The following is a 26,243-nucleotide window of genomic DNA, read 5'->3' as shown; positions in this document are numbered from 1 at the left end:
CATGTGGAATGATGGTGTTTATATATTTAAGGAGTTAGACCGGATTAGTGAATCAGATTTAGAACGGGTATCTATGATTTTGCCGGAATATCGGTTGGAAAAGGTTAAAAAATTTAAACGGGATCTTGATCGTAAGAATTGCATCATCGCTTATCTCTTATTAACGATTGCCCTGAAACGGGAGTTTAATATAGAGGGAAGGATTGCTATGGACTATGGCATTCACGGAAAACCGTATTTAAAAGAACATCAAGACGTTTACTTTAATTTTAGCCACTGTTCCCAGGGCGTTGTCTGTGCTGTTTCTATAAATGATATAGGTGTTGATATAGAAACAATCGATGAAAAGAGAATGTTCTTTTCATCGGATATTTTTTCACCAAAGGAACTGGAATTTATTGTAAATTCGCAGAAAGAAGATTTCTTCCGCTTGTGGGTTTTAAAGGAAGCTACTGTAAAATGTACAGGCATAGGTTTGGTCTACGGGAGTAATTATATTGAGTTTTTAACTCCGAAAGACGGGACTTTCTGCAAAGATGAATTTGTGTATCATCTGAAAAAGATAGGAAGTATGTATTTAGCGGTATGTAGCAAATACCCGGTCCGATATCAAATGGTTACACGAAAGGAGTTACTGAATATATGAGACAAAATGGAAGTATTATGGAAATCTTTCATAATTTTTTTAATAATAGCGAAAATGAAATTATATTTTATGATTTGAGTGAGGAACGGTTCAGTGCAGATAATTTATGGAATATGGTTGAAAAAACCATGGCGAAGCTGAGCTCTGTTGAAAGGCGAGAGTATGTTATTTTACAGATTGGTGATAAAAAGGAGTTTCTAATTTCCCTGATTTCCTTATTCTGTTTAGATGCCATTCCGGTTATATTGCCAATGTGTACCAGCCAAAGTGGTTATGAGCAGTTAATGAAGATTTTGAAGGCGCATCCAGGGACATTGGTGATTGCTGATAATCAGGGAAGCCAGAATTTGGCTCATTTTACAGATGGATGTATTGATATACAAAATATTGAAGCGGACGCAATGAGCCTTTGCCGCAGGGGCAGAGCATATGGGGAGCAGGACGAGGCAATTATCATGTATTCCTCCGGCAGTACCTCGGAACCAAAGGGAACAATATTGACTGTCGAAAATATTATAGAGTCGGTAAAAGAGAAAAGCATAGAGTATAGCGTAGCACAAAATGATGTGTTTATGACATGGATGTCCCTGGAGCATATAGTGGGGATGGTGGACTTTATGTTCTTACCATTTTTTAAAGGCTGTACATGCGTTTACTCGGAAATCAGCTCATTTTTATCTAATCCCAGGGAATGGTTCGATCTGATGGAAAAATACAATGTGACGGTTTCTGTAGCACCTAATTTTGCATATAAATATATGTCTGATTGTATAACTGATTCAGATAATTGGAATCTATCATCCCTTCGTATTTTAATGAGTATTGGGGAACCGATTTCACGGCAGGTGATTCAGAGATTTTTTTCTAAGGTAAACAGGTTTCATATTGATGAGGAAAAGTTTGTTGCTGCGTATGGGTTGAGTGAGACTTGTTCCGGTGTGGTTGTAAATAAAGGAAATGTGTTAAAAGCTACAGTGGCACCAGAAGTGAATATAACATCAGGAATTGATTTTGACAGCAGACATTTTGATTATAAAAAAGCTGATTTAATTTGTCAGGGAGAACCTATTGCAGATACAAAAGTCAGAATCATGGACGACCATCGTGAGGAACTAAAAGAAAATTGTATCGGAAATATAGAGATAAAGGGAAGTGCTGTTTGTAAGGGATATTTTGAGTATGATGGCCGTCAGCCTGTGGAAGATGGGTGGTTAAGTACAGGCGATATAGGATTTTACTCTGGTGGGGCATTATATGTTATAGGGAGAAGAAAGGACGTAATTTTTTCCTACGGAAAAAATATATACCTGAGTGATCTTGAATATGCGGTAGCTAAATATTTTCAGCTTAGAAGCGTAGCCTGCGGTGATAATGTGTCCAGCGAGGGTAAATTTTATATCTATTTATTTGTTGAAATAAATGAGGCTGAAGGTCAGCAACTTAAAAGTAAAATCAGGCATACTATTTTAAGAGAGCTGGGTATAAAGCTGGATAATATTATCTTTATGGACAAACTTAGTAATACAAAAGCAGGAAAAATCAGTAAAGCAGAAATCATGAGGAAATATACAATGAGTAGAGATTCAGAGAGAAGAGATAATATAGAAGGTTTTATGAAGGGTTACTTTGCGGGAGAAGTTACGGAAGATACCAGTATTCTGGACGTTGCAGAAGACTCCCTGAGTATGTTTCGGTTGATTGGTGCAATCCATAAGCAATTTGGAGTTAAAATGGGGATTCTTGATTTAACGAGGTGTGAAACCATTCATGATTTATGTGATTACATTAATAAGCTTTCTGGAAGAGAAATATCGGTAGAAAAGATAACATGTGAAAACCAGATGTTTTGCACCTCTATACAGGAGGCATACATACTGGGACGCCAGCAGGAGTTCTATGGGAATACCAATATGTCCCACTTTTATTTGGAAGTGAAGCATAATCTTTCTTCACAAAAAATAGAAGAGGCAATACGTAAACTAATCAGACGCCATTCTATGCTGCGCAGTATTTTTGAAAATAGCAGACGGGTGATATTGGGGGAAGACATTGCCGATACGTTTTTCTTAAAGACATTAGAAGAAAAGTCACTTGAAGGCCATAGAAAAGCTGCCAATCAGAAAGTAAATGAACCAGACAAATGGCCACTGTTTGAAATCTGCAATATCAAGGCGGGGGATTCTTATATTGCGGCCATTGATATAGATATGCTTATTGTGGACGGATTTAGTTTAAGTGTGTTAGTCAGAGACTTTAAGAGTTTATGCAGAGGACTGGAATTAGAACCCATATCGGATGGATTTGGCAAGTATCTGGAAGCATATTCCATCAGAAAATCCGGAAACAGATACTTACAGGATAAACAATATTGGCTGGAAAGAGTGAAGACGCTTCCGGGCTCCCCACAAATACCGATTCTTGCAGCTGTCAATCGTGGCCCTAATGTATTTTTACGCAAGGAGAAGGCATTTACAGAGGAAGCCTGGGAAGAGTTAGAAAATTTTGCAGAAAGAAATGGTGTGACAATAAGCGTATTGCTGTTGACTCTTTATATACATACGCTTAAGAGATGGAGCGAGGAACCGGAATTTACACTCAATGTAACAGTGATGGACCGTCCGACACAGATGAAAGACACAGAGCGTTTTGTTGGAGACTTTACGACCAATACACTTTTCAATTACGAAAATGAATCAGGCAGTCCACGGAATCTGTCCAAGGATTTATCTTATGTAAAGGGTAGATTATATGAGTATTTGGATCATAACAATTTCGATGGTGTAGAAGTAATAAGGGAGTATGCTAAAGTTCATCAGGGCGAGATGGCTTTAATGCCGGTGGTTTTCACCAGTATGTTGTTTAAGGAAGACAATGCGCTTATATATGAGGATATCAATTACTTTGTTACTCAAACATCACAGGTATATCTGGACTGCCAGATATATCATTATGATACAACTTACGTAATCGCTTGGGATTATCTGGAGAAGATTTTTCCGGACAATATGATTCACAATATGTTTAATTACTACATGAACCTTGTTGAAGGAATAATCTGCGGCCGTGAAATCAATGATGTCCCCGTAGGAAATGAGATAGCAGTTGCCCGGTACAATGAAACTGATTGTTCGGAAGAACTAATGACTATTCCGGAAATGTTAAAACAGTCACTCGATTTTTTTGGTCCAAAACAAGCCATAACGGATGGTGAAACTGTATTAACATATGAACAGTTAGAGAGACGTATGGAAGATATGATTGAGGATTATATAAAACAGGGTATGAAATGTGGAGATACGGTCATGGTACTGGCGGGAAAGGATATTGATTCCGTAGTAGCAATATTAGCTGTTGCTAAAATAGGAGCCACCTTTATACCCGTTCCGGAAGATTATCCGAAGGAACGTATTGAAACTATAAGAGAATATTCCAGTGCAGAGTGGATTGTACATGTGCAGAATAATAAGATTGAAAGATGTGTTTCTGCTAAGGGACAGAGGAATCACACTACTTCTAAGTTGGAGGACACAGCCTATATAATTTTCACATCGGGTAGCACAGGCAATCCCAAAGGGGTGGCCATTTCTCACGAGGGTGTCATGAATACGCTGGTTGATATGAAAAAAAGATTTGCCCTGGACGAAAATGAAGGGGTATTGGGATTGTCAGCGCTGAATTTTGATCTATCCATTTTTGATATTTTCGGCAGTATCTATATGGGCGGATTTTTATCTTTGGTAAAGGACCCGAGGAATGCAGAAGAGATAAGCCATATGCTGGAGCAATTCCCTATAACGATATGGAATTCGGTTCCAGCAATCATGAAACTGTTTTTGGAAAGTCTTCCAGTGGATTATAGAAATACAGAAATAACTCATATTTTCTTAAGCGGGGACTGGATTGGTAAGGAGCTGCCTGAAAAAATAAAAAAGGTATTTACGAATGCAGAAATTATAAGTTTGGGAGGTGCTACAGAGGCTTCAATCTGGTCAATCTATTTTCCAATCCGTGAGGTCCGGAAAGGATGGAGCAGTATACCTTATGGCTATCCATTAGGAAATCAAAAGATTTATATATTGAATAAAGAAGGCGAGGTGTGCCCAACAAATGTTGTGGGTGAAATCTGTATTGGTGGAAAGGGAGTAGCTTTAGGATATGTTGGTGACGAGGAAAAAACAAGTCGGTCATTTGTAGATATACCTTCAATTGGGAGAGTGTATAAAACAGGGGACTATGGTAAATTTTCCGAAGAAGGATATGTAATAATATTGGGGCGAAAAGATGGTCAGGTTAAAATAAATGGTTTTCGTATTGAATTAGGTGAGATTGAAACTGTTGCCCGTAAACTCTATACAGTAGATAATGCAATTGCAATTATGGATTCTAAGAAGAAATTGGCTCTGTTTTATACTGGGAAGGAAATAGAAGATAGGGAATTGCAGGTTCACTTTGAAAAATATCTGCCTACCTACATGATCCCATACCGCTTTGTTTATATGGAACAGTTCCCGTTAAGTAAAAATGGAAAAATAGACAGGGCTGCGTTATTGCAGATACCGGAATTAAAAGAGGAATCCGAGATATCAGCTCCGGCTAATGAGATAGAAATGAAAATATCTGTAATATGGGGGAAGTATTTAGAGAGCGATCAGGTATCGGTTGATGAAAACTTCTTTGCCTTGGGCGGAGATTCTATCATTGCACAAAGGATAGCACAGGAATTAACAAAACAATTTGCTGTGAAAATTCCCTTTGTAAAAATTGTGGAAACCGGCACCATAAAAGAATTGGCCCGGTTTATACAAGCTGAAACGGAATCAAAGGAGGAGCCGAAGGACACTTTATTATCGGAAAACCGCAGGGAGAAAACAGTGGAAGCATATCAAACGGAACTTCCAATGACGAATATTCAAAAAGCATATTTTAATGGAAGAAATGATTCGTTTGAATTGGCGAACTATAATGCCCATTACTATTTTGAGGTGGAGTTCCCATATGAAATCAGTGATATTGAAAGAAGTATTGCACAGTTGCTGGAGCGTCATGAGGTTTTACGCAGCATATTTTTAAAAAATGGCACACAGAAGATACTGGCAGACGTGCCGGAGTATAAGGTTGACATTACGATAGCCGAGACGGAACAGGAGTTTGCGGAAAAGAATGAACAGATGCGCCGCGAATTATCTCACAAAAATTATGATTTTTCAAAGTGGCCGTTATTTACGTTTGAAGTTTTAAAACGGGAGAGTGACAATTTTAAGATTCTGTGTGCAAGTATCAACCTCATGGTTTGTGATGGGGACAGCTTAAGAATCTTTCTAAAGGAATTTACAGAAGGTTTAAATAATAAAAAACTGCCGCCGATTCATTATTCATATCACGAATATGTAAATTCATTAAACAATAGTAAGAATGAAAGGGAGTATCAGGAGGCGAAAGCTTACTGGTTAAATAAAATCCCTTGTTTTCCGGAATTCCCTCGCTTGCCTATGCTGAAGAACCTGACACAATGTAAAAATTATAGAATCAGCAGAGTTTCCGAAACGATTGATGCTGAAACCTGGAGGACATTTAAAAACACTGTAAGAAAGCATGCTGTTTCTCCATCTACAGTACTTTGCACAATTTATGCCAGGGTGCTTGCGAAATGGAGTAATCAGAAGGATTTGCTGCTTAATATGACTGCATTTGAAAGAAAAGAGTTTGATCAGAATGTCAGTGGGATTTTAGGGGACTTTACAAAAATTCTTCCATTGGAAGTACATATTGATGGGGCGGATTTTTGGGATAATGCGATGCAGATTCAGACAAGGATTTTGAATAATCTGGATTACAAAGCATTTGATGGTACAGAGATTATAAGAGAATTATCAAGGCTGAGCAATGGAATCGGTAAGGCCCTGATGCCTGTGGTATTTACCTGTGTGTTATTTGATTCTGATGAGAACTGGTTTGAACAGATTGGAAAACTGAGATACGCCGTTACGCAGACACCCCAGGTGTTTTTGGATAACCAAATTCTTGAAATGAAGCATGAGCTTTATATATCGTGGGATTATGTGGAGGATTTATTCGATCCTGCGATAATAGCTGCAGTATTTGAGGATTTTATAAGTGGAATTAAGAATATAGCAGTAAATGGGGTATTTGAAACACGGTCTAAAATAGAAACAGATAAAGTTTGGGACGGATATAACATACCGGTGGAATGTGCTGCCCCCAATTCATTGCAGGCATTTTTTGAAAAGCAAGTCCGGGAAACACCGGACGGAACAGCCTTATATTACGGAGACAAACAATACACATATGCTGCGATTGAGGCTAAAGCGAATCAAGTTGCACGTTATTTATGCAGCCATGGAATCTGCGGCGCCAATAATCGGGTCGGTGTGCTGGGAGAAAGAAAACCGGAAACCATTATCTCTATTATAGGAGTATTAAAAACGGGTGCTGCCTATGTTCCTGTGGATGCAAAGTTCCCGAAGGAAAGACGGGATTTCATACTGGAGAATAGTGGTTCAAGGCTATTGCTGAGTGAGGAACTGTATCGTTCGGGAGAATTAGAACAATATGATGAAAGCCCCATAGGAATACAATCCCTGCCTGATTCTTTGGCATATATAATTTATACGTCAGGCAGTACAGGAAAACCAAAGGGCGTTATGATAAATCATATGGCAGCCTGCAATACAATCAGCGATCTGAACAACAAGATAAAATTAAATAAGACGGACAGATTGATTGGGATATCATCAGTTTGCTTTGATTTATCCGTATATGATATTTTTGGAGCATTTAGTACAGGAGCTGCACTGGTAATGGTCTGTGATGCAAGAGATTGCAGCGAGATTGTTTCCCTTCTTGCGGAAAAAAAGATTACGGTATGGAACTCGGTACCGGTTATCTGCTCGATTGTTGTTCAACATATGTTGGAAAGAGGGATGAAAGATAGCCTTTCATTACGGCAGATTATGCTGAGTGGAGATTGGATTCCACTTGATTTGCCAGATAAGGCGAAAAGCATCTTTAACAAAGCTAAGATAATGAGTTTAGGCGGAGCAACAGAAGCTTCTATTTGGTCAATCTATTATGAAATAGGAGAAGTAAAACCAGCATGGAAGAGTATACCTTATGGCATGCCTTTAAAAAATCAGACAATGTATGTTTTGAACTTCGCCGGCGAGTTATGCCCTATGGACGTAGTGGGTGAAATATATATTGGAGGAGTTGGGGGCGCACAGGGATATTGTGGAGATACAGAGAAAACGGAAGCTGCATTTATTCAACATGACCATCTGGGCAGGATTTATAAGACCGGGGATATGGGAGTGCTGCGGAAAGAGGGATATATTGAATTTTTAGGCAGAATAGATAATCAGGTTAAAATTCGTGGCTATAGAATCGAATTAGGAGAAATTGAATCTGCCATTAATAATGTACCGGGAATTGAAAAAAGTGTGGTTTCATATGTGGTAAATAGAACTGGAAATAAACAGCTGATAGCATACTATATTCCAACATCGAACGACCTTGCTTCAGAGTCTATCAAGGAAAGTATAAGTGCTTTTCTGCCTGAATACATGGTGCCGCAGCATTATATTTCCATAAAAGAATTACCGCTGTCTGCCAATGGAAAAATTGACAGAAGTAAGCTTCCTGAGCTGAATTTAGATAAGAAGGAGCGGGAATTATCAAAAGATATAATCAGTCCGTTGCAGAAAACACTGCTGGGAATTTGGCAAAAGGTATTTGAAAATACTGAAATTAATATTACCGATGATTTTTATGACTTGGGTGGAGATTCTATTGTTCTGATGAAGCTATTAGACGAAATTGCTTTGGCAGGTTTGGAAAACATTAGTATAGAAGATATTTTGGAATATGAGACAATAGAGGCGTTATCAGCTTATATGGAAGAAAACAAATAAGAGGAGTTATTACATGATAGGAATTATTGGAGGCAGTGGTAATGTTGGCCAATGGGCAACCCAGGCTTTAACGCGTTTTTCCGGTGCATACATCAAAGTGGGGGGAAGGAATAAGGAACAATTTGAAAAATTGGCAAAGTCATTGCCTGATAACGCCGCAGTGGAATACAGGCAGGTGGATTTCAAAAACATTCATAGTGTAGAGCAATTTGCAGAGGATTGCACAATTATTTTAAATTGCGCCGGCCCTACCTATAATCATGCATTTGAACTGGCGGAAGCGGTATTGAATATGGGAATTGGGTATGTGGACGTTGGATATGGTAAGGCTATGGATCAAATATTTAAAAGATATGGAGATAAAAGGATTCTTTGTAAAGCCGGTGCAATCCCTGGATTATCAGGCGTGTTGCCAAAATATCTGGCACAACAATTTGAAGAGATACACCAGATAGAAGTATATTATTGCGCTTTGGGAAAGTTCACTAAGACCGCTGCGGCAGACTACTTAGATGGAGTATTTGACAGCAGAATGGAATTACCATCAAAGAGGAGAGAGGCAAGAAGGAAACTTTTTCCTCTTTCCATAAACGAAGCTTATTTATACCCATATTATGATGAGGAATGTGAGTATGTAGAACGGATTACAAAGTGTAATGTTTCAAAATGGTTCATGGCATTGGAGGGGGAGTGCACGCATAATTTTATGAACACGGCGGCTGACAGTTATAAAATGGATTCTGATAAAGCAGTTGAAGATTTGTGCTTGGCTACTTATGTGGATACATTAGGAAGAACGGAATATGCAGGTTTTGTAATTCAGATATCCGGAGAGACAGCGGGTAAACATATAATTCGCACCATGCAGGTAAAAGCACCAACAGCAGAGTATATGACAGGTACAGTAGCAGCGGCATCTGCCCTTTTGCTGGATAATACAAAGGAGTTGGAAATCGGAGGGGAATTAGGAAAGATAAAAGAAGTGAATGAATTCTTTTCTATATTGGATAGGATTGGACAAAGGTTGCTGATAAGCATTGCAGATAAATCAATAGAGGATTTAACAGCTGTTGAAGAAGGAGAAATATAAATATGCAGAAAATACGAACTGTGGTATGCGGCACTACATTTGGGCTCTTTTATCTTGAGGCTTTGAGACGATTGAATGATAAATTTGAGATTGTCGGTATTTTAGCAAATGGGAGCGAACGTTCCAAAAGATGCGCGGCAAATTTCAATACCACTTTATATACTGATATACGGCAGGTTCCAAAGAATATTGACTTAGCCTGCGTAGTTCTAAGAACCAGGGCGTTGGGCGGAAAAGGGACTGAGATAGCGCTACATTTCCTGGAAAATGGAATAAATGTCATTCAGGAGCAGCCAATCCATCCTAAAGATCTGGAAGAGTGCTATCGTATTGCGTTAAAGAATGGGGTATATTTTCAAACCGGAGATGTTTACCCCCATCTTGACAGTATTGTAACGTTTATACGAAGTGCACGTAAATTAAATGAAATTCATGACCATCCGCTATATATGAATTTATCTTTTGCACCGCAGGTATCTTATCCGTTAATGGATATTTTAATGAATTCCTTACCAGATATCCGCTCATGGGAATTCAGCGGTAATGTTAAAGCTGGACCATTTAGGGTTATAACAGGTACTTTAAATAAGATACCGGTATGCATGGAAATTCATAATGAGGTATTCCCGAAGGACCCGGATAACAACATGCATTTGCTTCATAGTATAACGTATATGTATGAGAGCGGACATTTGTCACTGCAGGACACATTTGGGCCGGCAATTTGGAATCCGCGGCTTGACATTCCTGTGGAGTTATACAATTATGGCGATGTGAAAAGTAAAGTTCCTGAATACATGTATGAAAAAACGGGACATGTTTTAGGCGGATATCACAGCCGGAATTTTAAACAGATTATCACAGATATATGGCCGGAGGCTGTAAAGAAGGATCTCCTGCTGGTTTTAAAGGGAATTAGCGATAAACGGCTGCTCAACGCCAAAGGACAGAAAGAGATGATTTGCTCAAGGCAGTGGAATGAGATGACAAAATATCTGGGATATGCGGATATAATGGACAAGAAATTGAGTAAGGCCACCCTTACCGATATATTGGAAAAGAGTGTTTCAAGAACAGAGGAGGCATGAATATGAATCATGTTGAGAACATGAAAACAATTTTAGAGTTATTTAAAAATAAGGGAATCACCCTATTTATGGATGGAGAAAAATTAAAGTACAGAGCCTCTCATGGAATAAATCATGATGATATTTTGTTGCTGAAAGAGAATAAAGAAGCTCTGATTCAGTATTTAAAAGAGCACGCTGAGGATATAAGAATCATATCTGCCCCAGAGGATATGTACAAACCATTTGCGCTTACAGATGTACAGGCTGCCTATGCATTGGGAAGAAAAGATACTTTTGAATATGGTGGGGTAGCATGCCATGTTTATATGGAATTAACATATAGTGAGTTACATGTGGATAAGGTACAGGCAGCATGGCAGCGTTTGATTGCCAGACATGAGATGCTGAGAGCCATTGTTAATGAAAATGGAACACAGCAGGTATTACCGGAAGTAAATGAATTCAAAATACAGGAGTATGACCTTTTACATATTTCTGAGGCTGGTAAGGCTCTTGAAAAAATTAGAAATCGTATGGGAAATGCTATATATGAACTTGGAAGCTGGCCCATGTTTGAAATTGCAGTGAGCCATACAGATAAGGAATCCATCCTTCACTTTTCAATGGAATTTTTAATTGCAGATTGGAAAAGTATTTGGATGCTATTATACGAGTTTGAAACACTTTATTTCACACCGGAACAATTGTTGCCTGAAGTGGGAGTGACATTTAGGGACTATTTGATAGCCGAGAGAAAATTGAAAGAAACAGAACAGTATAAGGTTGATAAGGAGTACTGGTTAAATAGAATAGAGAGTTTGCCAAAGGCCCCGGAGCTTCCAATACTTAGAAATCCAATTAAAAACAGGAGTGATTTTTCAAGATATTTTATGGAGATTGATCAGGAAAAATGGAATAGATTAAAAAGATACTCCAATCATTTTGGAATAACGCCAACGGCAGTGGTATTGACAGCCTATGCAGAAGTAATAGAACGGTGGAGTCAGACATCAGAATTTTGTATTAATCTCACCGTTCTCAACAGAGCACCCATTCACCAGAAGGTAGAGGAGATTGTCGGAGATTTTACATCTGTAAGCCTTTTAGAAACACGTATGGAAAAATCGAAGCCTTTTATTGAAAAGGCCCGAGAGATTTCAGGCCAATTGTTTGAAGATTTGGATCATCGTTTGTTTAATGGTGTTGAGGTCATCAGGGAAATATCGAGAAAAAAGGGAAGGGAATATGCCTTAATGCCAATTGTTTTTACCAGCGCTATTGGCCTTTCTGATAAGAAGCTGCAAGGTGAGTTTCACGGAAATGGAATCAGCCAGACACCACAAGTATTCATAGACTGCCAGGTCATGGACGGAGAATATGGATTACAGGCGGATTGGGATGTTAGAAACGGTGTATTTCCTGATGGGTTGATTAAGGATATGTTTGAAACCTTCCGTAGCAGGCTTTTGGAGTTGGCAGAAACTGATGTGAACTGGACAAAGATTTCTGAACTGGAACTGCCTTCATGGCAGCTGGAGCGGATAGCCGGCATAAACAGTACTGAAAAAGAGATAACTCCTCAAATGCTGTATGACGAGTTTCTGGAACAGGTTAAGAAGCAACCTGCAAAAACAGCAGTGATTGATTCTGCAGATAAATTTACATATTTGGAACTTCATCATATGGCTTTAGGGATTGCGGACCGCCTGAGTGAAATGGGGATTAAACCAGGCAGCAATATTGCAGTTTTGCTCCCCAAAAGTCGATTTCAGGTAGCTGCTGTATTAGGTATTTTATATGCTTCTTGCGTTTATGTGCCTGTTGACATAGAGCAGCCGGAACAGCGTTGGAACACAATCGTAGCCAATGCTGATATAAAAGCAGTTCTTATTCATTCGGGTCATAGTGCAGTTTTTGAACATGTGCCGGTGTTACCGGTAGACCAGATCGAGGCAACAAGTAATGACAGTATTATACTGCGAGGAACCCCCGATGATTTGGCATATATTATTTTTACTTCAGGAACTACTGGTGTTCCTAAAGGTGTGGCTATCACACATGAAGCTGCTTGGAATACAATTAAAGATATTAACCAGAAATTTTTTATCAGTAGTCAGGATTCGGTGTTAGGGCTGTCAAAACTTAATTTTGATTTGTCTGTCTATGATATTTTTGGATTATTATCATGCGGAGGAACCTTGGTTTATCCAATACTCTCAAGATACATGGACCCGTCTCATTGGGTAGAGCTTATACAGGAATATGAAATCACCATCTGGAATTCCGTACCCGCGTTTATGCAGATTTTAACCGGTTATTTTACCGGTAAGAATGAGAAGCTGCCACTTCGCATCGTGCTGTTATCAGGAGACTGGATTCCGGTAGGCATGCCTGGGGATATACAAAAATGTGCTTCTGGTGATGCCAGGGTTATCAGCTTAGGCGGTGCAACGGAAGCTTCTATCTGGTCCATATATCATGAATGTGTTGATAATGAGATACGTGAGGTGAGTATACCTTATGGCAAACCTTTATCGAATCAGGGATTCTCTATTTATGATGCAAAAGGACGCCCATGCCCGGTATACGTGACAGGAGAACTTTGTATTTGGGGAACAGGTCTTGCCGAAGGGTATTATAATGACCATAAGCTGACAGCGGCAAAGTTTGTTACGGGCAGAGAAAATGGCAGAATGTATAAAACAGGGGATATTGGCTGTTATCTGCCTAATGGTGAGATTGAGTTTAAGGGGCGAAATGATAATCAGATAAAGCTGAGAGGACACCGTATTGAATTAGGAGAGATCCAGTCTACTCTGGAACAGCATAAATCTGTTTCACAGGCTATGGTGGTGCTGAATGAGGTAAAAACGGATATTTATGCTTTTGTAAAGACTGTTCAAGGGAATGTGAAGAATTCTGATTTAAAACAATATTTAGAAGCGTATTTACCAAAGTATATGATTCCTGCGGATATTATTTCGGTAGAAGAGTTTCCGCTGACTGCCAATGGGAAAATAGACCGGGATAAAATTAAAAAGTTAATCATTAAACAGGAAAACGCAGAAGGAAAAGAACTGCGGGAAGAAAATCCTGATGAACTACAGAATAAACTGATAGAGCTTTGGAACAGCGTTGTTCCCCAAAGCGCAGCTGGGGTATTTGACAATTTCTATGACTTGGGAGCGGATTCACTAATACTCGCCCAGATGGCTACAAAAGTTAGAGAACAAATTTCTAAGGATATTGCTTTTGATGCTTTACTGAGAGAAATGATTTATAATCCGACCATTCAAAAACTGTCGGAGTTCATTAGGAATAATACAGAAACGGCAGTCGAAGAGAAGAAAATGGAGGACACAAACTCTGAACTTGTATTTGTGAGGGAATATGGCGGAGATCTGGAGAAAGGACTTAGTATAATATTCCATGGTGCATTAGGTTCATTTAACCGTTTTGACTATCTTGCAGATTCTTTAATTGCAAGTAAGGGAGAAAAAGTGATTGGGATAGGTATTAAAGATACGAATAAGTATTGTTCAATACCGTCAACTAATTTGATTTGGATGTTATCAGATATATATTCCCAAATAATCTGTAGTTATCAGGCAAAGGCCGTAAGTTTGATAGGGTATTGTTTTGGTGGTGTTATAGCATTAGAGACGGCAAACCGTCTTAATGAAAATTCGATAACCGTGAAGTCACTCTCAATATTAGACAGCCTTTTATTGCCTCCTTCATTTAAGGTAGAAGATGAACTGCTAATGGAAATGATGTTTTTGGACAATATTCCAGTTTCTTACGCAGATATTGAGATGCCGAATCCTGCGCTGTACGAGCAGATTATAGTCCAGGAATCAATGAAAAAAGGAGTAATTAATAAGGGCTTTCTGACAAGTATATCTGGAACAACCCAACGGGAGCAGTTAGGTGACTTTTTCAGAGAATTGGCAACGATGCAAAAAGAAGAACGGTTCGGATTATATGCAGTACAGTGTAAAAAGAATACGAATGTAGAGATGCCGATGGAGCTTATCAAGAGTTTATATCAGGTTTGCGTTGCGACATTTGAAGCCATGCATTATGAAATATGCCCGTATTTAAATAAATAAATTATTTCTTTGCCCCGGAGGGCGAAGTGGGATTTAAGAAAATGGTGTTGGAGACATGGGAGGGATTGGCATTAGGAGCTTTTAACGTTATCGAAACCCCTGGAAACCATTATACTTGTGTGGAACAGAAAGAGAACGCAGAATATTTGGCAGGCTTATTATGTGATTTAAAAGAATGATGGACATTGTACATCAAGATTACTGCTTCTACAAAATAAAACATTTTTGGTAACTTAAAAGACTGACAGTTAAAAGAAAAGGATGTGATATAATGTCAAATAAAAATGATACTCGGTCTATGCTGCTTCATGACAGCCCGCAAAGTTTAGTATTAAAACTTAGCGTACCTGCGATTATCGGCATGGTGGTTGTTGGGCTTTACAATTTTATGGATGGAGTTTATGTCGGACAAATGGTAGGAGATAACGCTATGGCAGCGGTATCTGTGTCCTATCCATTTACGCTTGCCAATAGTGGGATTTCCACACTCATTGGTATCGGCTCCGCTTCAATCCTATCCAGGGCGATTGGAAAAAGGGATCAGTCTACAATTGACAAGATAATGGGAAATCTGATCGCCATGAATTTGATTTTTTCTCTTATCATCATGGCGATAGGCATGATTTTTACGAAACAGATTTTAATGCTTTCTGGTGCAAGCGGAGAAATTCTGGAGCTGGCGCTCCGGTATTTACGCATCATCTTTGCAGGCAGTCTGTTTGTCAATTTTGCACAGTCCTCAAATATGATTATGCGTGGTGAGGGATTATTGAAACAGGCAATGCTCTTTAGCGCCGGTTCCGCTATCATGAATATTATACTTGACCCGATTTTCATTTTACTTCTAAAACCTTATGGTATGGGTATTGATGGAGCTGCATATGCAACCGTGGCTTCGCAGGTCGCGTATGCAATGGCTTCTCTTTTGTATTTTAAGCGAAAGAGTAAGACTGTGAGAATCAATGCAATTCGCATTGAAAGAACGCTTTTCTCGGAAATCATCGGAGTAGGTTTTTCTGCGATGCTGATGCAGGTGATGATGCTGGTACAGCAAACTGCACTTTATAATCTTGCGGCGCAGCATGGAGGAGACACATGGCAGATTATACTCGGCGCAACATACCGGGTAGTGTCTTTTGCATTTATTCCTTTATGGGGACTTTCCCAGGGATATCAGCCGGCGGTCGGAACCAATTACGGTGCAAAACAATACGACCGGGTAAAGCACATCACGAAAGTGTTTGCAATCACAGCAACTTTATTAGCGCTTATTTTCTATTTGCCGATTATGTTAGTACCGAAGACAATTCTCTCTATGTTCATTACAACGCCGTCCGTAGTGGAACTGGGAGTAGGGGATTTCCGTCTGTTCTTCCTGTCATATATTTTATTAGGAGTCTGGATTGTGGTTCTGACCCTGATGCAGTCCCTCGGAAGAGCTACAAAAGCGAGTGTTCTGGTTATCTTACGCCAGATAGCCATTTACATACCAGCAGCCATCATCATGCCTTATATTGCCGTATTTGGTGTACATGGCGTATTTGCTGCTCCGCTTATTACGGATGTGACAGTATTTATTGTTGCGGTTGGTATGATGATAAATGAGTTTAGAAGAATGGATGCGTTAAAAGCTTCAGGGAAGTAAGAAATCTGTTTTTCTAAACAGTATCGAAACACAGGAGGTGATGCAGCGCTGAAACTTCATGAATCAGGAGAGAATTACCTGGAAGCGGTGTTAATTCTGCAAAAGCAAAAAGGTATGGTACGCTCGGTTGCTCTCGCCCGACACATGGGGTATGCCAAACCCAGCATCAGCCATGCAGTGACGGTTCTACGTAATGGCGGTTATTTGACAACGGACACTGACGGCTATCTTCATTTAACCGTTACGGGCCGTGAAATAGCTGAAACAATATTTGAGCGTCACCAATTCTTTACGAATCAGCTTATTGATGCCGGAATCGACCCTGCCATTGCGGAAGAAGAGGCTTGCCGGCTGGAACATGCAATCAGTGATGAGACATTCCAGAAACTAAAAAGACATCTGTTAAGAAAAGAGGAAGATGAAAACACACATTGATTAGAGGAGAACAGAACGTATGATACACCAGGTTTATTCCATAGCAGAAGAAATTAAAAGGCTGCGCGAGGAAAGAGATATGACACAGGAAGAATTAGCTGAGTCAGCTGAAATTTCGTTAAGCCACTTAAGCAAAGTGGAGAGTGGCTCCAGAATGATTGGCATGAAAACATATAGCAAAATTTTGTACGCGTTAAATGCAGTCCCCATTATGATAACGGAAACAGAAAAGAGCGAAAGACATTCCGATTTAGTGTTGCGTCTATTATCAATATTAAAAGAATGCTCGGAAGTGGAGATGGAATTTTTATTAAATACTGTAGAAACAATAAAAAACAATATGGATATCATAAGAAACCACGAAAAGAGTAGTGCTGGGAATCATAAGAGAAATACACATCATAATTATCCAGCATATGAAGCCAGAAGAACCGTTTAAATTGCAAGTTGATGGGGCTGTTGCAAAATAGTTGAGAAATCAGTTATGGAACTGCAGCTCCCCTTATTCATGCATAAAAGAAGCAAAACGGTCTCCGTACGCTCCCTCTATGTAAATTTATGTATTACTGCCCCCTGTATTAATTTGCGATATCACCTTTCATATGTTAAAATACAAACTAGATTCGATGCTGGCTCTATGCTGGGACAGTTTGGACTGGTTTTGTAATTTTATTTCCGTATCAACATATAATTACCATGAACTAGTAAAACATAGAAAAAGTCACATGAAACGTGAAAATATTTACGTAATACAAACCATGGAGGGGCTGCTAACCACTAACCAAAATGAAATTGCAAAATAAGAGAAGTATGCAGGAATATCCCTGATTGACAATACAAGATCAATCAGGGATATTTATATTTTAGTTTATGATTATCATTTTAATCGTGTATAAAAGTCTTTCGTCAAGCAATACAACAGCCGCATTTTTCAGCATGGCTCTTCCAATAGAAATATGTTGCTTTTCACCACCGGATAAAGTAGAACCACCCCTCGCTGCTCCATAATAAAATTGTAGCAGTTTGCCAATTTTGTTGCCTGTTCAATTTCTTCATGAGTGGCATTTTTTCCATAGCGTATATTGTTTGCAATCGTATCCTGAAATAAATAAACCTCCTGAAATACCACAGAAATTTTCTTCATAAATTTTTCGGGGTCAATGGACTGTCAGTCAATGGATAAAAAGAGAAAATCATCGTAGAATAGATTCATACACATCAAATGATTTAGTTATGTATAACTGATGTGGTTACTGAATTGGATAATTCAGGTTTGTACCTTGACAATAGAATATCAGCATGGTAGATGCATTCTGACTTTTTTATGACATAAATGACATGTTGGAATTCATCTTTTGAGATACTAAACATTTTGGACATGCTTAAAAGCATGAAGAGAAGGCAATGAGCTACGCCACGATATACCTGCCTTGAATATAACTACAAGGTAAATGTCAGGAATCGTAATAGAAGAAGTAAAGGTATGAGCGGCACTTTTTCTTGGACCATATAACCAGCGGTCTAAAACCCAGAATGATAATGATACCTCCGTAATATTAGAATCGCGGTCCAGGTAGCGCTGGAGGCATGAACAGTGAGTAGGGGTGCTGTAAAGTGTCAGGAAGGTTGCGGTTATACCTAATCTACATGCTCCCATGGTACAAGGGGTGAGATAATATGCAGCCGCACCAGTCTATGGTGCGGTGTACCATTAAAAAAATAGAACTAATCAGCAATAGAGCTTGCTTATTAGCTGTGTTTTTTTAGGAATATTGTTATAATTTTTTTGGTTCTTACTTGACACAGACAGGCAAGTCCACGCTGATGAAAATTCTGACCGGCGTCTACACCCGCGACGGGGGCACCGTCATTGTGGACGGAAAAGAAGTGACCTACAAAAATCCCCAGGAAGCGGAAAAGGCAGGCATTGTCTTTATCCAGCAGGAGCTGAACGTACTGTTCGACCTGACGGTTGAGGAAAACCTTTTCCTGGGCAAGGAAATCAAAAAGGGATTTGGAATATGTGACCGGAAGGCCATGAGGGCAAAGGCAGAGGAAACCTTAAAACGTCTGGGAGTCAGCATCCCCACGGACAAGGTAATGTCTGGGCTTTCCGTGGGCCAGCAGCAGATGATAGAAATTTGTAAGGCATTGATGGTGGATGCAAAGGTCATCATCATGGATGAACCCACGGCAGCTCTTACCCAGAGCGAGACAGAGGTGTTGTTTGAGGTGATGCAGTCCCTGAGGAAAAAGGGAGTGTCCATCGTCTATATATCCCACCGCATGGAGGAGATTTTTGAGCTTTGCGACCGCATCTCCGTTCTCAGGGACGGCACATACATAGGCACAAAGAAGATTCCGGAAACTAATATGAATGAAATCGTCAAAATGATGATTGGCCGTGAAATCGGCGAGCGGTATCCAAAACGTGACTGCGCCATCGGCAGCGAGGTGTTCCGGGTGGAGGACCTCACAAAGGAGGGGGTGTTCCACGATGTGAATTTCTCCGTAAAGGCCGGTGAGGTCCTGGGAGTATCCGGACTGATGGGAGCGGGGCGCACGGAAATCATGCAGGCTATTTTCGGAAACCTGTCCTATGACAGGGGCAGCATTTTCATCGGCGGAAAGCAGGCGGTGATTAAGAATCCGCTGCAGGCCATTGAGCATGGAATCGGATTTATAACAGAGGACCGCAAGACAGAGGGACTTCTGCTGGAGGAGAGCATTGAGAAAAATGTATCCCTGACCAATCTGGGGCGTATCTCAGGCAAGGGCAGGGTGGTAATCAGCAGGGAGAAGGAAAAAGGGCTGGTCACAAAGGCCATAGAGGAGCTTCATATCAGGTGTTTCGGGCCCGGACACGAGTGCGTGAACTTAAGCGGCGGCAACCAGCAGAAGGTGGTATTCGCAAAATGGATTTACACAGAACCCAGAATACTGATTCTGGATGAGCCCACAAGAGGCGTGGACATCGGCGCCAAGAAGGAGATATACAGCATCATAAACCAGCTGGCCGAAAAGGGGGTCGCCATTATCATGGTGTCCTCTGAGCTGCCGGAGGTATTGGGAATGAGCGACCGGATTATGGTGGTGCGCGAAGGTATGGTCAGGGGAATCATCAATCAGGGTGAGGCTGACCAGGAGAAGATAATGACATTGGCTACGGGAGGTACCATATAATGAATGAAAATAAGAATAAAGTCATCAATTACACCCAGGATTTCGGGGCGCTCATCGCCCTTATCCTGCTGATGGCAGGCATCAGCATTGCCAGCCCAAGTTTCCGCACCGGGGCCAATTTCCTGTCCCTGCTGCGCCAGTCCTCCATCAACGGACTCATTGCCTTCGGCATGACCTTTGTCATCCTGACGGATGCCATTGACTTATCCGTGGGCTCTGTGCTGGCCCTCAGCACGGCTCTGTGCGCCGGGATGATTACGGCCGGAGTGCCGGCCGGCCTGGCCATGATTCTGGCGTTGGTCCTTGGATGCGCCATGGGCGTGATCAGCGGCGTTATGGTCACCAAGGGACGTCTTCAGCCCTTTATCGCAACCCTGATTACCATGACGGTATACCGCGGCCTGACCATGATATACACCAACGGTAAGCCAATCTCCAATCTGGGAGACAGCTTTATCCTGAAGGTGGTTGGAAAGGGAAAGTTCTACGGCGTCCCGATTCCGGTTATCCTTCTGATACTCCTGTTCCTGCTCTTTTATTTCCTGTTAAATAAGACCACCTTCGGGCGCAGGATTTACGCGACCGGAAGCAACTGGAAATCAGCCAAGCTGGCCGGCGTGAACATACACAGGACAAAAATCATCGCCTATGCCATTTCCGGTACCATGGCAGCATTATCCGGCCTGATTCTGCTCTCCAGACTGGGATCCGCGCAGCCCACCCTGGGAAGCGGCTATGAGCTGGACGCCATCGCCGCGGTGGCCCTGGGAGGCACCAGCATGAGCGGCGGCAGAGGAAAAATCTACGGAACCCTGATTGGCGTACTGATTATCGCGGTGCTGAACAACGGCCTTAACATCCTGGGCGTATCTTCCTACTATCAGGACGTAATCAAAGGTCTGGTTATCCTGATTGCGGTACTCTCAGACCGCAAGAGATAGGAATACGTTAAACTGCACACATGAATCTGTTATGAATGTAAGAATATGAATTTTGGGAGGGAAAGATCGTGAAGATTAAGAAAATACTGGCTCTTATGGTAACTGGCACAATGCTTATGACAATGGGCGGCTGCAACGCCATCACCATTGACGGGGAGGAAAACGTCAGGGAAGGAAGCAGCGGAAACGTGATTGGTTTCTCTGTCTCCACCCTGAACAACCCATTTTTCGTGACCTTGACGGAAGGAGCCAAGAAGGCCGCGTCGGAAAAGAATGTGGAGCTGGTGGTGGTGGACGCGGGAGACGACGCTGCCAAGCAGACCAGCGACATCGAGGATTTGGTGTCCAGAAATGTGGGCGTGCTGATTGTCAACCCGGTGGATTCAGACGCGGTGGCCCCGGCGGTAAAGAGCGCCATGTCCCAGGGAATCAAGGTGATTGCGGTGGACCGCGGCGTCAACGGAGTGGATGTGGACTGCCAGATTGCCTCGGACAATGTGGCGGGAGCCAGGATGGCAACAGAGTATCTCATGGAGCTTGTGGGCGAGGGCGCCAAGGTGGCTGAGCTGCAGGGCGTGCCGGGGGCCTCGGCCACCATTGACAGAGGCGAGGGATTCCATCAGGTGGCAGACAAATCCCTTCAGGTGGCTGTCAGCCAGACCGCTAATTTCAACCGCGCGGAGGGCATGACGGTCATGGAGAACATCCTTCAGTCCGACGGCGCCATCAAGGGTGTGTTTGCCCACAATGACGAGATGGCCCTTGGGGCAGTGGAGGCAGTTGCCGCTTCCGGAAAGGACATAAAGATTGTGGGATTTGACGCCACGGACGACGCCCAGAAGGCGGTGAAGGACGGCAAAATGGCGGCCACGGTTGCCCAGAAGCCGGATAAGATGGGGGAGACAGCTATTGAGACCGCTGTCAAAATCATGGCAGGGGAGACTGTGGACAAATCCATACCCGTGGAAGTGGAGCTGATTAAATAGGTGAAACAGATTGACAGATGAGAAATGGACCCGCCAGAACCGGAATTTTCGGATTGGGGCGGGTCCGCTGCTGTTTTTATATTACGATTCATGGCGCGCCAGCAGTCCTTGCCAGCAACGGCAATTTACAGAGATTTCCATAGAATGGACGGAAAAACTGAGGGGAAATCGCAGGAGGGAAATTCAAAAGCCAAAGGCCTTGACTTATGATTCCAATCATAATAGAATAAAAATTGGATGATTTTGGGCGTACTTCCAAAGTACGTCCATCTTTTACTCAATGGAAAACGGAGGACGAATAACTTGTCACAGATAGATAACCAGATGACAGAAGAGATAAAAAAGCGGAGGACATTTGCAATCATATCCCACCCCGATGCCGGCAAGACCACGCTGACAGAAAAATTCCTGCTGTACGGCGGCGCCATCAACCTGGCCGGAACCGTCAAGGGGCGCAAGGCTGCCAAGCATGCTGTGTCCGACTGGATGGAGATTGAGAAGGAGAGAGGTATCTCGGTGACCTCCTCTGCCATGCAGTTTAATTACGACGGATTCTGTATCAATATCCTGGACACACCGGGACACCAGGATTTCTCGGAGGATACTTACCGTACCCTGATGGCGGCAGACTCCGCGGTCATGGTCATAGACGGTTCAAAGGGTGTGGAGGCGCAGACCATCAAGCTGTTTAAGGTATGCGTCATGCGTCATATCCCTATCTTTACTTTTATCAATAAGTTTGACCGGGAGGCCAGGGACCCTTACGAGCTTCTGGACGAGATTGAGGAAGTGCTGGGAATCCGCACATGCCCTGTAAACTGGCCCATTGGTTGCGGCAAGAGCTTTAAGGGCGTATACGACCGGTTCTCGAAGAAGATAACCACCTTCACGGCTGCCATGGGCGGTGCGAAGGAGGTGGACAGCCAGGAGTTTGACGTGGACTGTGCGGATGTGGATTCCTTAATCGGACAGGACTATCACCAGCAGCTGAGGGATGACATCGAACTCCTTGACGGGGCCAGTGATGAGCTGGATATGGAGCGTGTCAGGATTGGGGATTTATCCCCTGTGTTTTTTGGTTCGGCCCTGACCAATTTTGGCGTGGAGACCTTTCTGGAGCATTTCCTTAAAATGACCACGCCGCCTCTTTCCAGAAAGACACTGGACGGGAAGATAGACCCATTCCGCCCTGATTTCTCCGCTTTTGTATTTAAAATCCAGGCCAACATGAACAAGGCTCACAGGGACAGAATTGCTTTCATGCGCATCTGCTCCGGCAAGTTCGAGGCAGGCATGGAGGTAAACCATGTGCAGGGAGGAAAGAAGATCCGTCTGACCCAGCCCCAGCAGCTCATGGCCCAGGACCGGAAAATCGTGGAGGAGGCATATGCCGGCGATATCATCGGCATATTCGACCCGGGAATTTTCGCCATCGGCGATACCCTGTGCGCTTCCAATGAGAAGTTCCAGTTTGAGGGAATACCCACCTTTGCGCCGGAGCATTTTGCCAGGGTGCGCCAGGTGGATACCATGAAGCGCAAACAGTTCATAAAGGGTGTGAACCAGATTGCCCAGGAGGGTGCAATCCAGATATTCCAGGAGTTTAATTCCGGTATGGAGGAAATCATAGTAGGTGTAGTGGGCGTACTGCAGTTTGAAGTGCTGACCTACCGTCTGCGAAACGAATATAATGTGGAAGTCATACTGGAAAAGCTGCCCTTTGAGCACATACGCTGGGTGGAGAATCCGGGCGAGGTGGATGTGGCCAGGATTCAGGGCACGTCTGATATGAAACGAATTAAGGACTTAAAGAACAATCCGCTGCTGCTGTTTATCAACAGCTGGAGCGTGGGCATGGTATTGGACCGCAATCCGGCACTGAAGCTCTCAGAATTCGGAAGAGCCTGATCCCATGCAAGGAACAGGACCACGGGACCAGACTACGGTCCCTGAATGCTCATAACGAGGAGGTAAAAATCATGAGTAAGATTGATGATGTAAGGGCTGCCATGGTGGAGGCCATGAAGGCTAAGGACAAGGCCAGGAAGGATTCCCTTTCCATGCTGCTGTCCGCCCTCAAGAATGCGGAAATCAACAAGAGGGAGCCTTTGACGGAAGAAGAGGAGAACGCGGTCGTCAAGAAGGAAATCAAGCAGACCCAGGAGACATACGAGATGGCACCGGCGGACCGTGAGGACATCCGGTCAGAGGCAGCCGCCAGGATGGCTGTATATAAGGAGTTTGCGCCGGTAGACATGAGCGTGGAGCAGATTCGGGAAGTCATAGCCTCTGTTCTGTCTGAGCTGGGAATCGGGACTCCCACGGCCAAGGATAAGGGAACCATTATGAAGGTCCTGATGCCCAGGGTCAGGGGAAAGGCGGACGGCAAGGTGGTCAATGAGACGCTGGCTTCCATGTTCCGGTAAGGTAAGATAGGCACCGGGGGTTTTTCAGCCCCAGACCTTCCGGTTTGGCGTGCTGAGCGGCAGGCCGGGTGGGGCAGCATAATAAAAGGATGCGGGGCTTAAGCTTCGCAGGAAAAGGAGACGGTTACGATGTATAGGAAAGAGATTGAAGGTTTTATTGATTCCCATAGGGACGAAATGATAGAGGATATCTGCACGCTGTGCCGGATTAACAGTGAGAAGATGCCTTATGTGGAGGGCAAGCCTTACGGGGAAGGTCCGTTCCAGGCGCTTCAGGCAGCTCTTAACATGGCAGAGGGGTATGGTTTTACCATCCGCAACTACGACAACTATGTGGGAACAGCCGACCTCAATGACAAGGAGAGACAGCTGGACATATTGGCCCACCTGGACGTGGTTCCTGCCGGCGAGGGATGGACTGAGACAAAGCCCTTTGAGCCGGTGGTAAAGGACGGAAAGCTCTTTGGCCGCGGTACCGCTGATGACAAGGGGCCGGCCGTGGCTGCGCTCTATGCAATGAGGGCAGTGAAGGAGCTGGATATCCCGTTAAATAAGAACGTCAGGCTGATTCTGGGCACGGACGAAGAGTGCGGAAGCTCTGATATCGTAAATTATTACGACAAGGAGGATGAAGCGCCCATGACCTTTTCACCGGATGCGGAATTCCCGGTTATCAACATTGAAAAGGGCCGTCTGGAAGGCCATTTCCATGCATCCTTCCAGGCTTCTGAGGCAATGCCCAGACTGGTGAAGGCGGAAGCCGGAATAAAGGCCAATGTGGTTCCGGGCAAGGCCAGAGCCGTGGTGGAAGGCGTTGACCTTAAGACATTGGAGGCAGCGGCAGAGGCTGTGGAAAAGGAAACAGGGATCTCCTTTGTGCTGGAGGGGGATTTGCCGGTTATGACAGTCACTGCACAGGGAGAGGGCGCCCACGCATCCACGCCCCAGGAGGGAAAGAATGCCCTTACAGGCCTGCTGGTATACCTGACACGCCTGCCGCTGGCAGAGTGCCCTCAGATGAATATGGTAAAGAACCTGCTAAAGCTGTTCCCTCACGGCGATACCTGCGGAAAGGCAGCCGGTATCAGCATGGAAGACCAGTTGTCCGGTAATCTGACCCTTGCCTTCAGTATGCTGACTGTTGGAGCCGATGGCCTGGAAGGCGTATTTGACAGCCGGTGTCCTATCTGCGCCACGGAAGAATCCGTGCTGGGAGTGATAAAACAGGCCATGGCGGACCATGGGCTTACACTGGAAAATGATTCCATGATACCGCCTCACCATGTGGACGGAAATTCTCATTTCGTAAAGACACTGTTGTCTGTATACGAGGACTATACAGGCCTTGAGGGAAGCTGCCAGGCTACAGGCGGCGGCACCTATGTCCACAGCCTTAAGAACGGTGTTGCTTATGGCGCGGCCCTGCCGGGAACAGACAACCGCATGCATGGAGCCGACGAGTTCGCGGTGGTGGACGAGCTTGTCTTAAGCGCAAAAATATTTGCACAGGTCATTGTGGAGCTGTGCAGCTGATAGTAGAAATTAAAATATTTCGTCGGCGTTTCCGGAAAAAGTGCTTGACAAATAGGTTCATGTGATGTATTTTCTTAACTAAGATAAATCCCAGCGATTTGATAGGAATCAATATAGGAGGAACTTATGAATCAGTTAAGAGCCATGCAGATGAATATGGATATGATGAACAGCATGTATATGATGATGTGCTGTGTATCCGCATGGGCAAAAAACTGAATGTAAGTTTTATCTGTATGGATTGTGAT

At 43.0% G+C, this 26,243-nt stretch carries 15 protein-coding genes and 1 pseudogene; 15 read left to right on the top strand and 1 reads right to left on the bottom strand.

What is annotated here, in order from left to right; translation table 11 throughout:
- The first annotated feature begins 1 nt into the window (after position 1).
- From LA360_RS06885 to LA360_RS06845, 9 genes are all read left to right on the top strand, one after another.
- Entirely contained in the window at positions 2 to 646 is a 645-nt protein-coding gene (locus LA360_RS06885; protein ID WP_112483177.1) for a 4'-phosphopantetheinyl transferase family protein, read from the top strand.
- The gene (locus LA360_RS06880; protein WP_112483175.1) at positions 643 to 8,574 is read left to right on the top strand and encodes a non-ribosomal peptide synthetase; all 7,932 of its coding nucleotides are present in this window, start codon (positions 643 to 645) and stop codon (positions 8,572 to 8,574) included. Before LA360_RS06885 ends, LA360_RS06880 begins: the two co-directional genes overlap by 4 nt.
- A 13-nt stretch (positions 8,575 to 8,587) precedes the next feature.
- The gene (locus tag LA360_RS06875; RefSeq protein WP_225537367.1) at positions 8,588 to 9,664 is read left to right on the top strand and encodes a saccharopine dehydrogenase NADP-binding domain-containing protein; all 1,077 of its coding nucleotides are present in this window, start codon (positions 8,588 to 8,590) and stop codon (positions 9,662 to 9,664) included.
- 2 nt (positions 9,665 to 9,666) lie between these two features.
- A complete protein-coding gene (locus LA360_RS06870) occupies positions 9,667 to 10,752 on the top strand; it encodes a Gfo/Idh/MocA family oxidoreductase (RefSeq protein WP_225537365.1) in 1,086 nt (361 codons plus the stop codon).
- Positions 10,753 to 10,754: 2 nt separating this feature from the next.
- Positions 10,755 to 14,846, top strand: a complete 4,092-nt coding sequence (locus tag LA360_RS06865; protein WP_225537363.1) for a non-ribosomal peptide synthetase — start codon at positions 10,755 to 10,757, stop codon at positions 14,844 to 14,846.
- 26 nt (positions 14,847 to 14,872) lie between these two features.
- Entirely contained in the window at positions 14,873 to 15,025 is a 153-nt protein-coding gene (locus LA360_RS06860) for a hypothetical protein (protein WP_225537361.1), read from the top strand.
- 92 nt (positions 15,026 to 15,117) lie between these two features.
- Positions 15,118 to 16,491, top strand: coding sequence for an MATE family efflux transporter (locus LA360_RS06855; protein ID WP_022201019.1), 1,374 nt, complete (start codon positions 15,118 to 15,120; stop codon positions 16,489 to 16,491).
- A 48-nt stretch (positions 16,492 to 16,539) separates the two neighbouring features.
- Positions 16,540 to 16,926: a metal-dependent transcriptional regulator gene (locus LA360_RS06850; protein ID WP_112483173.1), complete on the top strand. Its 387-nt coding sequence runs from the start codon at positions 16,540 to 16,542 to the stop codon at positions 16,924 to 16,926.
- A 19-nt stretch (positions 16,927 to 16,945) separates the two neighbouring features.
- On the top strand, positions 16,946 to 17,365 hold the full coding sequence (locus LA360_RS06845; RefSeq protein ID WP_022201020.1) for a helix-turn-helix domain-containing protein: 420 nt from the start codon (positions 16,946 to 16,948) through the stop codon (positions 17,363 to 17,365).
- A gap of 463 nt (positions 17,366 to 17,828) precedes the next feature.
- Here the strand turns inward: LA360_RS06845 and LA360_RS06840 are convergent.
- Positions 17,829 to 18,079 (bottom strand): annotated as a pseudogene (locus LA360_RS06840) (ATP-binding cassette domain-containing protein); the annotation flags it as partial.
- A 644-nt stretch (positions 18,080 to 18,723) separates the two neighbouring features.
- Here LA360_RS06840 and LA360_RS06835 point away from each other — a divergent pair.
- The 6 genes from LA360_RS06835 to LA360_RS06810 all read left to right on the top strand — a co-directional run bounded on the left by LA360_RS06835 (position 18,724) and on the right by LA360_RS06810 (position 25,995).
- Positions 18,724 to 20,109 carry a sugar ABC transporter ATP-binding protein gene (locus LA360_RS06835; protein ID WP_330411435.1) on the top strand — a complete coding sequence of 462 codons (1,386 nt, stop codon included), beginning with the start codon at positions 18,724 to 18,726 and terminating at the stop codon, positions 20,107 to 20,109.
- Positions 20,109 to 21,050, top strand: coding sequence for an ABC transporter permease (locus tag LA360_RS06830; RefSeq protein ID WP_057571599.1), 942 nt, complete (start codon positions 20,109 to 20,111; stop codon positions 21,048 to 21,050). The genes LA360_RS06835 and LA360_RS06830 overlap by 1 nt, the downstream gene beginning before the upstream one ends.
- Positions 21,051 to 21,118: 68 nt before the next feature.
- Positions 21,119 to 22,036 (top strand): D-ribose ABC transporter substrate-binding protein, encoded by a 918-nt coding sequence (locus tag LA360_RS06825; protein WP_112483171.1) that lies wholly within the window; start codon positions 21,119 to 21,121, stop codon positions 22,034 to 22,036.
- A 303-nt stretch (positions 22,037 to 22,339) separates the two neighbouring features.
- The gene (locus LA360_RS06820) at positions 22,340 to 23,944 is read left to right on the top strand and encodes a peptide chain release factor 3 (RefSeq protein ID WP_057571602.1); all 1,605 of its coding nucleotides are present in this window, start codon (positions 22,340 to 22,342) and stop codon (positions 23,942 to 23,944) included.
- Between the two features lie 71 nt (positions 23,945 to 24,015).
- Positions 24,016 to 24,462: a GatB/YqeY domain-containing protein gene (locus tag LA360_RS06815; RefSeq protein WP_112483169.1), complete on the top strand. Its 447-nt coding sequence runs from the start codon at positions 24,016 to 24,018 to the stop codon at positions 24,460 to 24,462.
- A gap of 129 nt (positions 24,463 to 24,591) precedes the next feature.
- Positions 24,592 to 25,995, top strand: a complete 1,404-nt coding sequence (locus LA360_RS06810) for a Sapep family Mn(2+)-dependent dipeptidase (protein WP_022203284.1) — start codon at positions 24,592 to 24,594, stop codon at positions 25,993 to 25,995.
- The last annotated feature ends 248 nt before the right edge of the window (positions 25,996 to 26,243 follow it).

This window comes from Enterocloster clostridioformis, assembly GCF_020297485.1.
GTDB lineage: Bacteria > Bacillota > Clostridia > Lachnospirales > Lachnospiraceae > Enterocloster > Enterocloster clostridioformis.
The sequence above is the reverse complement of the archived record's forward strand: the minus strand, read 5'-3'. Positions and strand labels throughout refer to the sequence as shown.

What these genes read in the sequence shown, in the direction of transcription:
- LA360_RS06885 (WP_112483177.1), top strand. Translation starts at nt 2, where the DNA reads ATGTGGAATGATGGTGTTTATATATTTAAGGAGTTAGACCGGATTAGT.
- LA360_RS06880 (WP_112483175.1), top strand. Translation starts at nt 643, where the DNA reads ATGAGACAAAATGGAAGTATTATGGAAATCTTTCATAATTTTTTTAAT.
- LA360_RS06875 (WP_225537367.1), top strand. Translation starts at nt 8,588, where the DNA reads ATGATAGGAATTATTGGAGGCAGTGGTAATGTTGGCCAATGGGCAACC.
- LA360_RS06870 (WP_225537365.1), top strand. Translation starts at nt 9,667, where the DNA reads ATGCAGAAAATACGAACTGTGGTATGCGGCACTACATTTGGGCTCTTT.
- LA360_RS06865 (WP_225537363.1), top strand. Translation starts at nt 10,755, where the DNA reads ATGAATCATGTTGAGAACATGAAAACAATTTTAGAGTTATTTAAAAAT.
- LA360_RS06855 (WP_022201019.1), top strand. Translation starts at nt 15,118, where the DNA reads ATGTCAAATAAAAATGATACTCGGTCTATGCTGCTTCATGACAGCCCG.
- LA360_RS06845 (WP_022201020.1), top strand. Translation starts at nt 16,946, where the DNA reads ATGATACACCAGGTTTATTCCATAGCAGAAGAAATTAAAAGGCTGCGC.
- LA360_RS06830 (WP_057571599.1), top strand. Translation starts at nt 20,109, where the DNA reads ATGAATGAAAATAAGAATAAAGTCATCAATTACACCCAGGATTTCGGG.
- LA360_RS06815 (WP_112483169.1), top strand. Translation starts at nt 24,016, where the DNA reads ATGAGTAAGATTGATGATGTAAGGGCTGCCATGGTGGAGGCCATGAAG.
- LA360_RS06810 (WP_022203284.1), top strand. Translation starts at nt 24,592, where the DNA reads ATGTATAGGAAAGAGATTGAAGGTTTTATTGATTCCCATAGGGACGAA.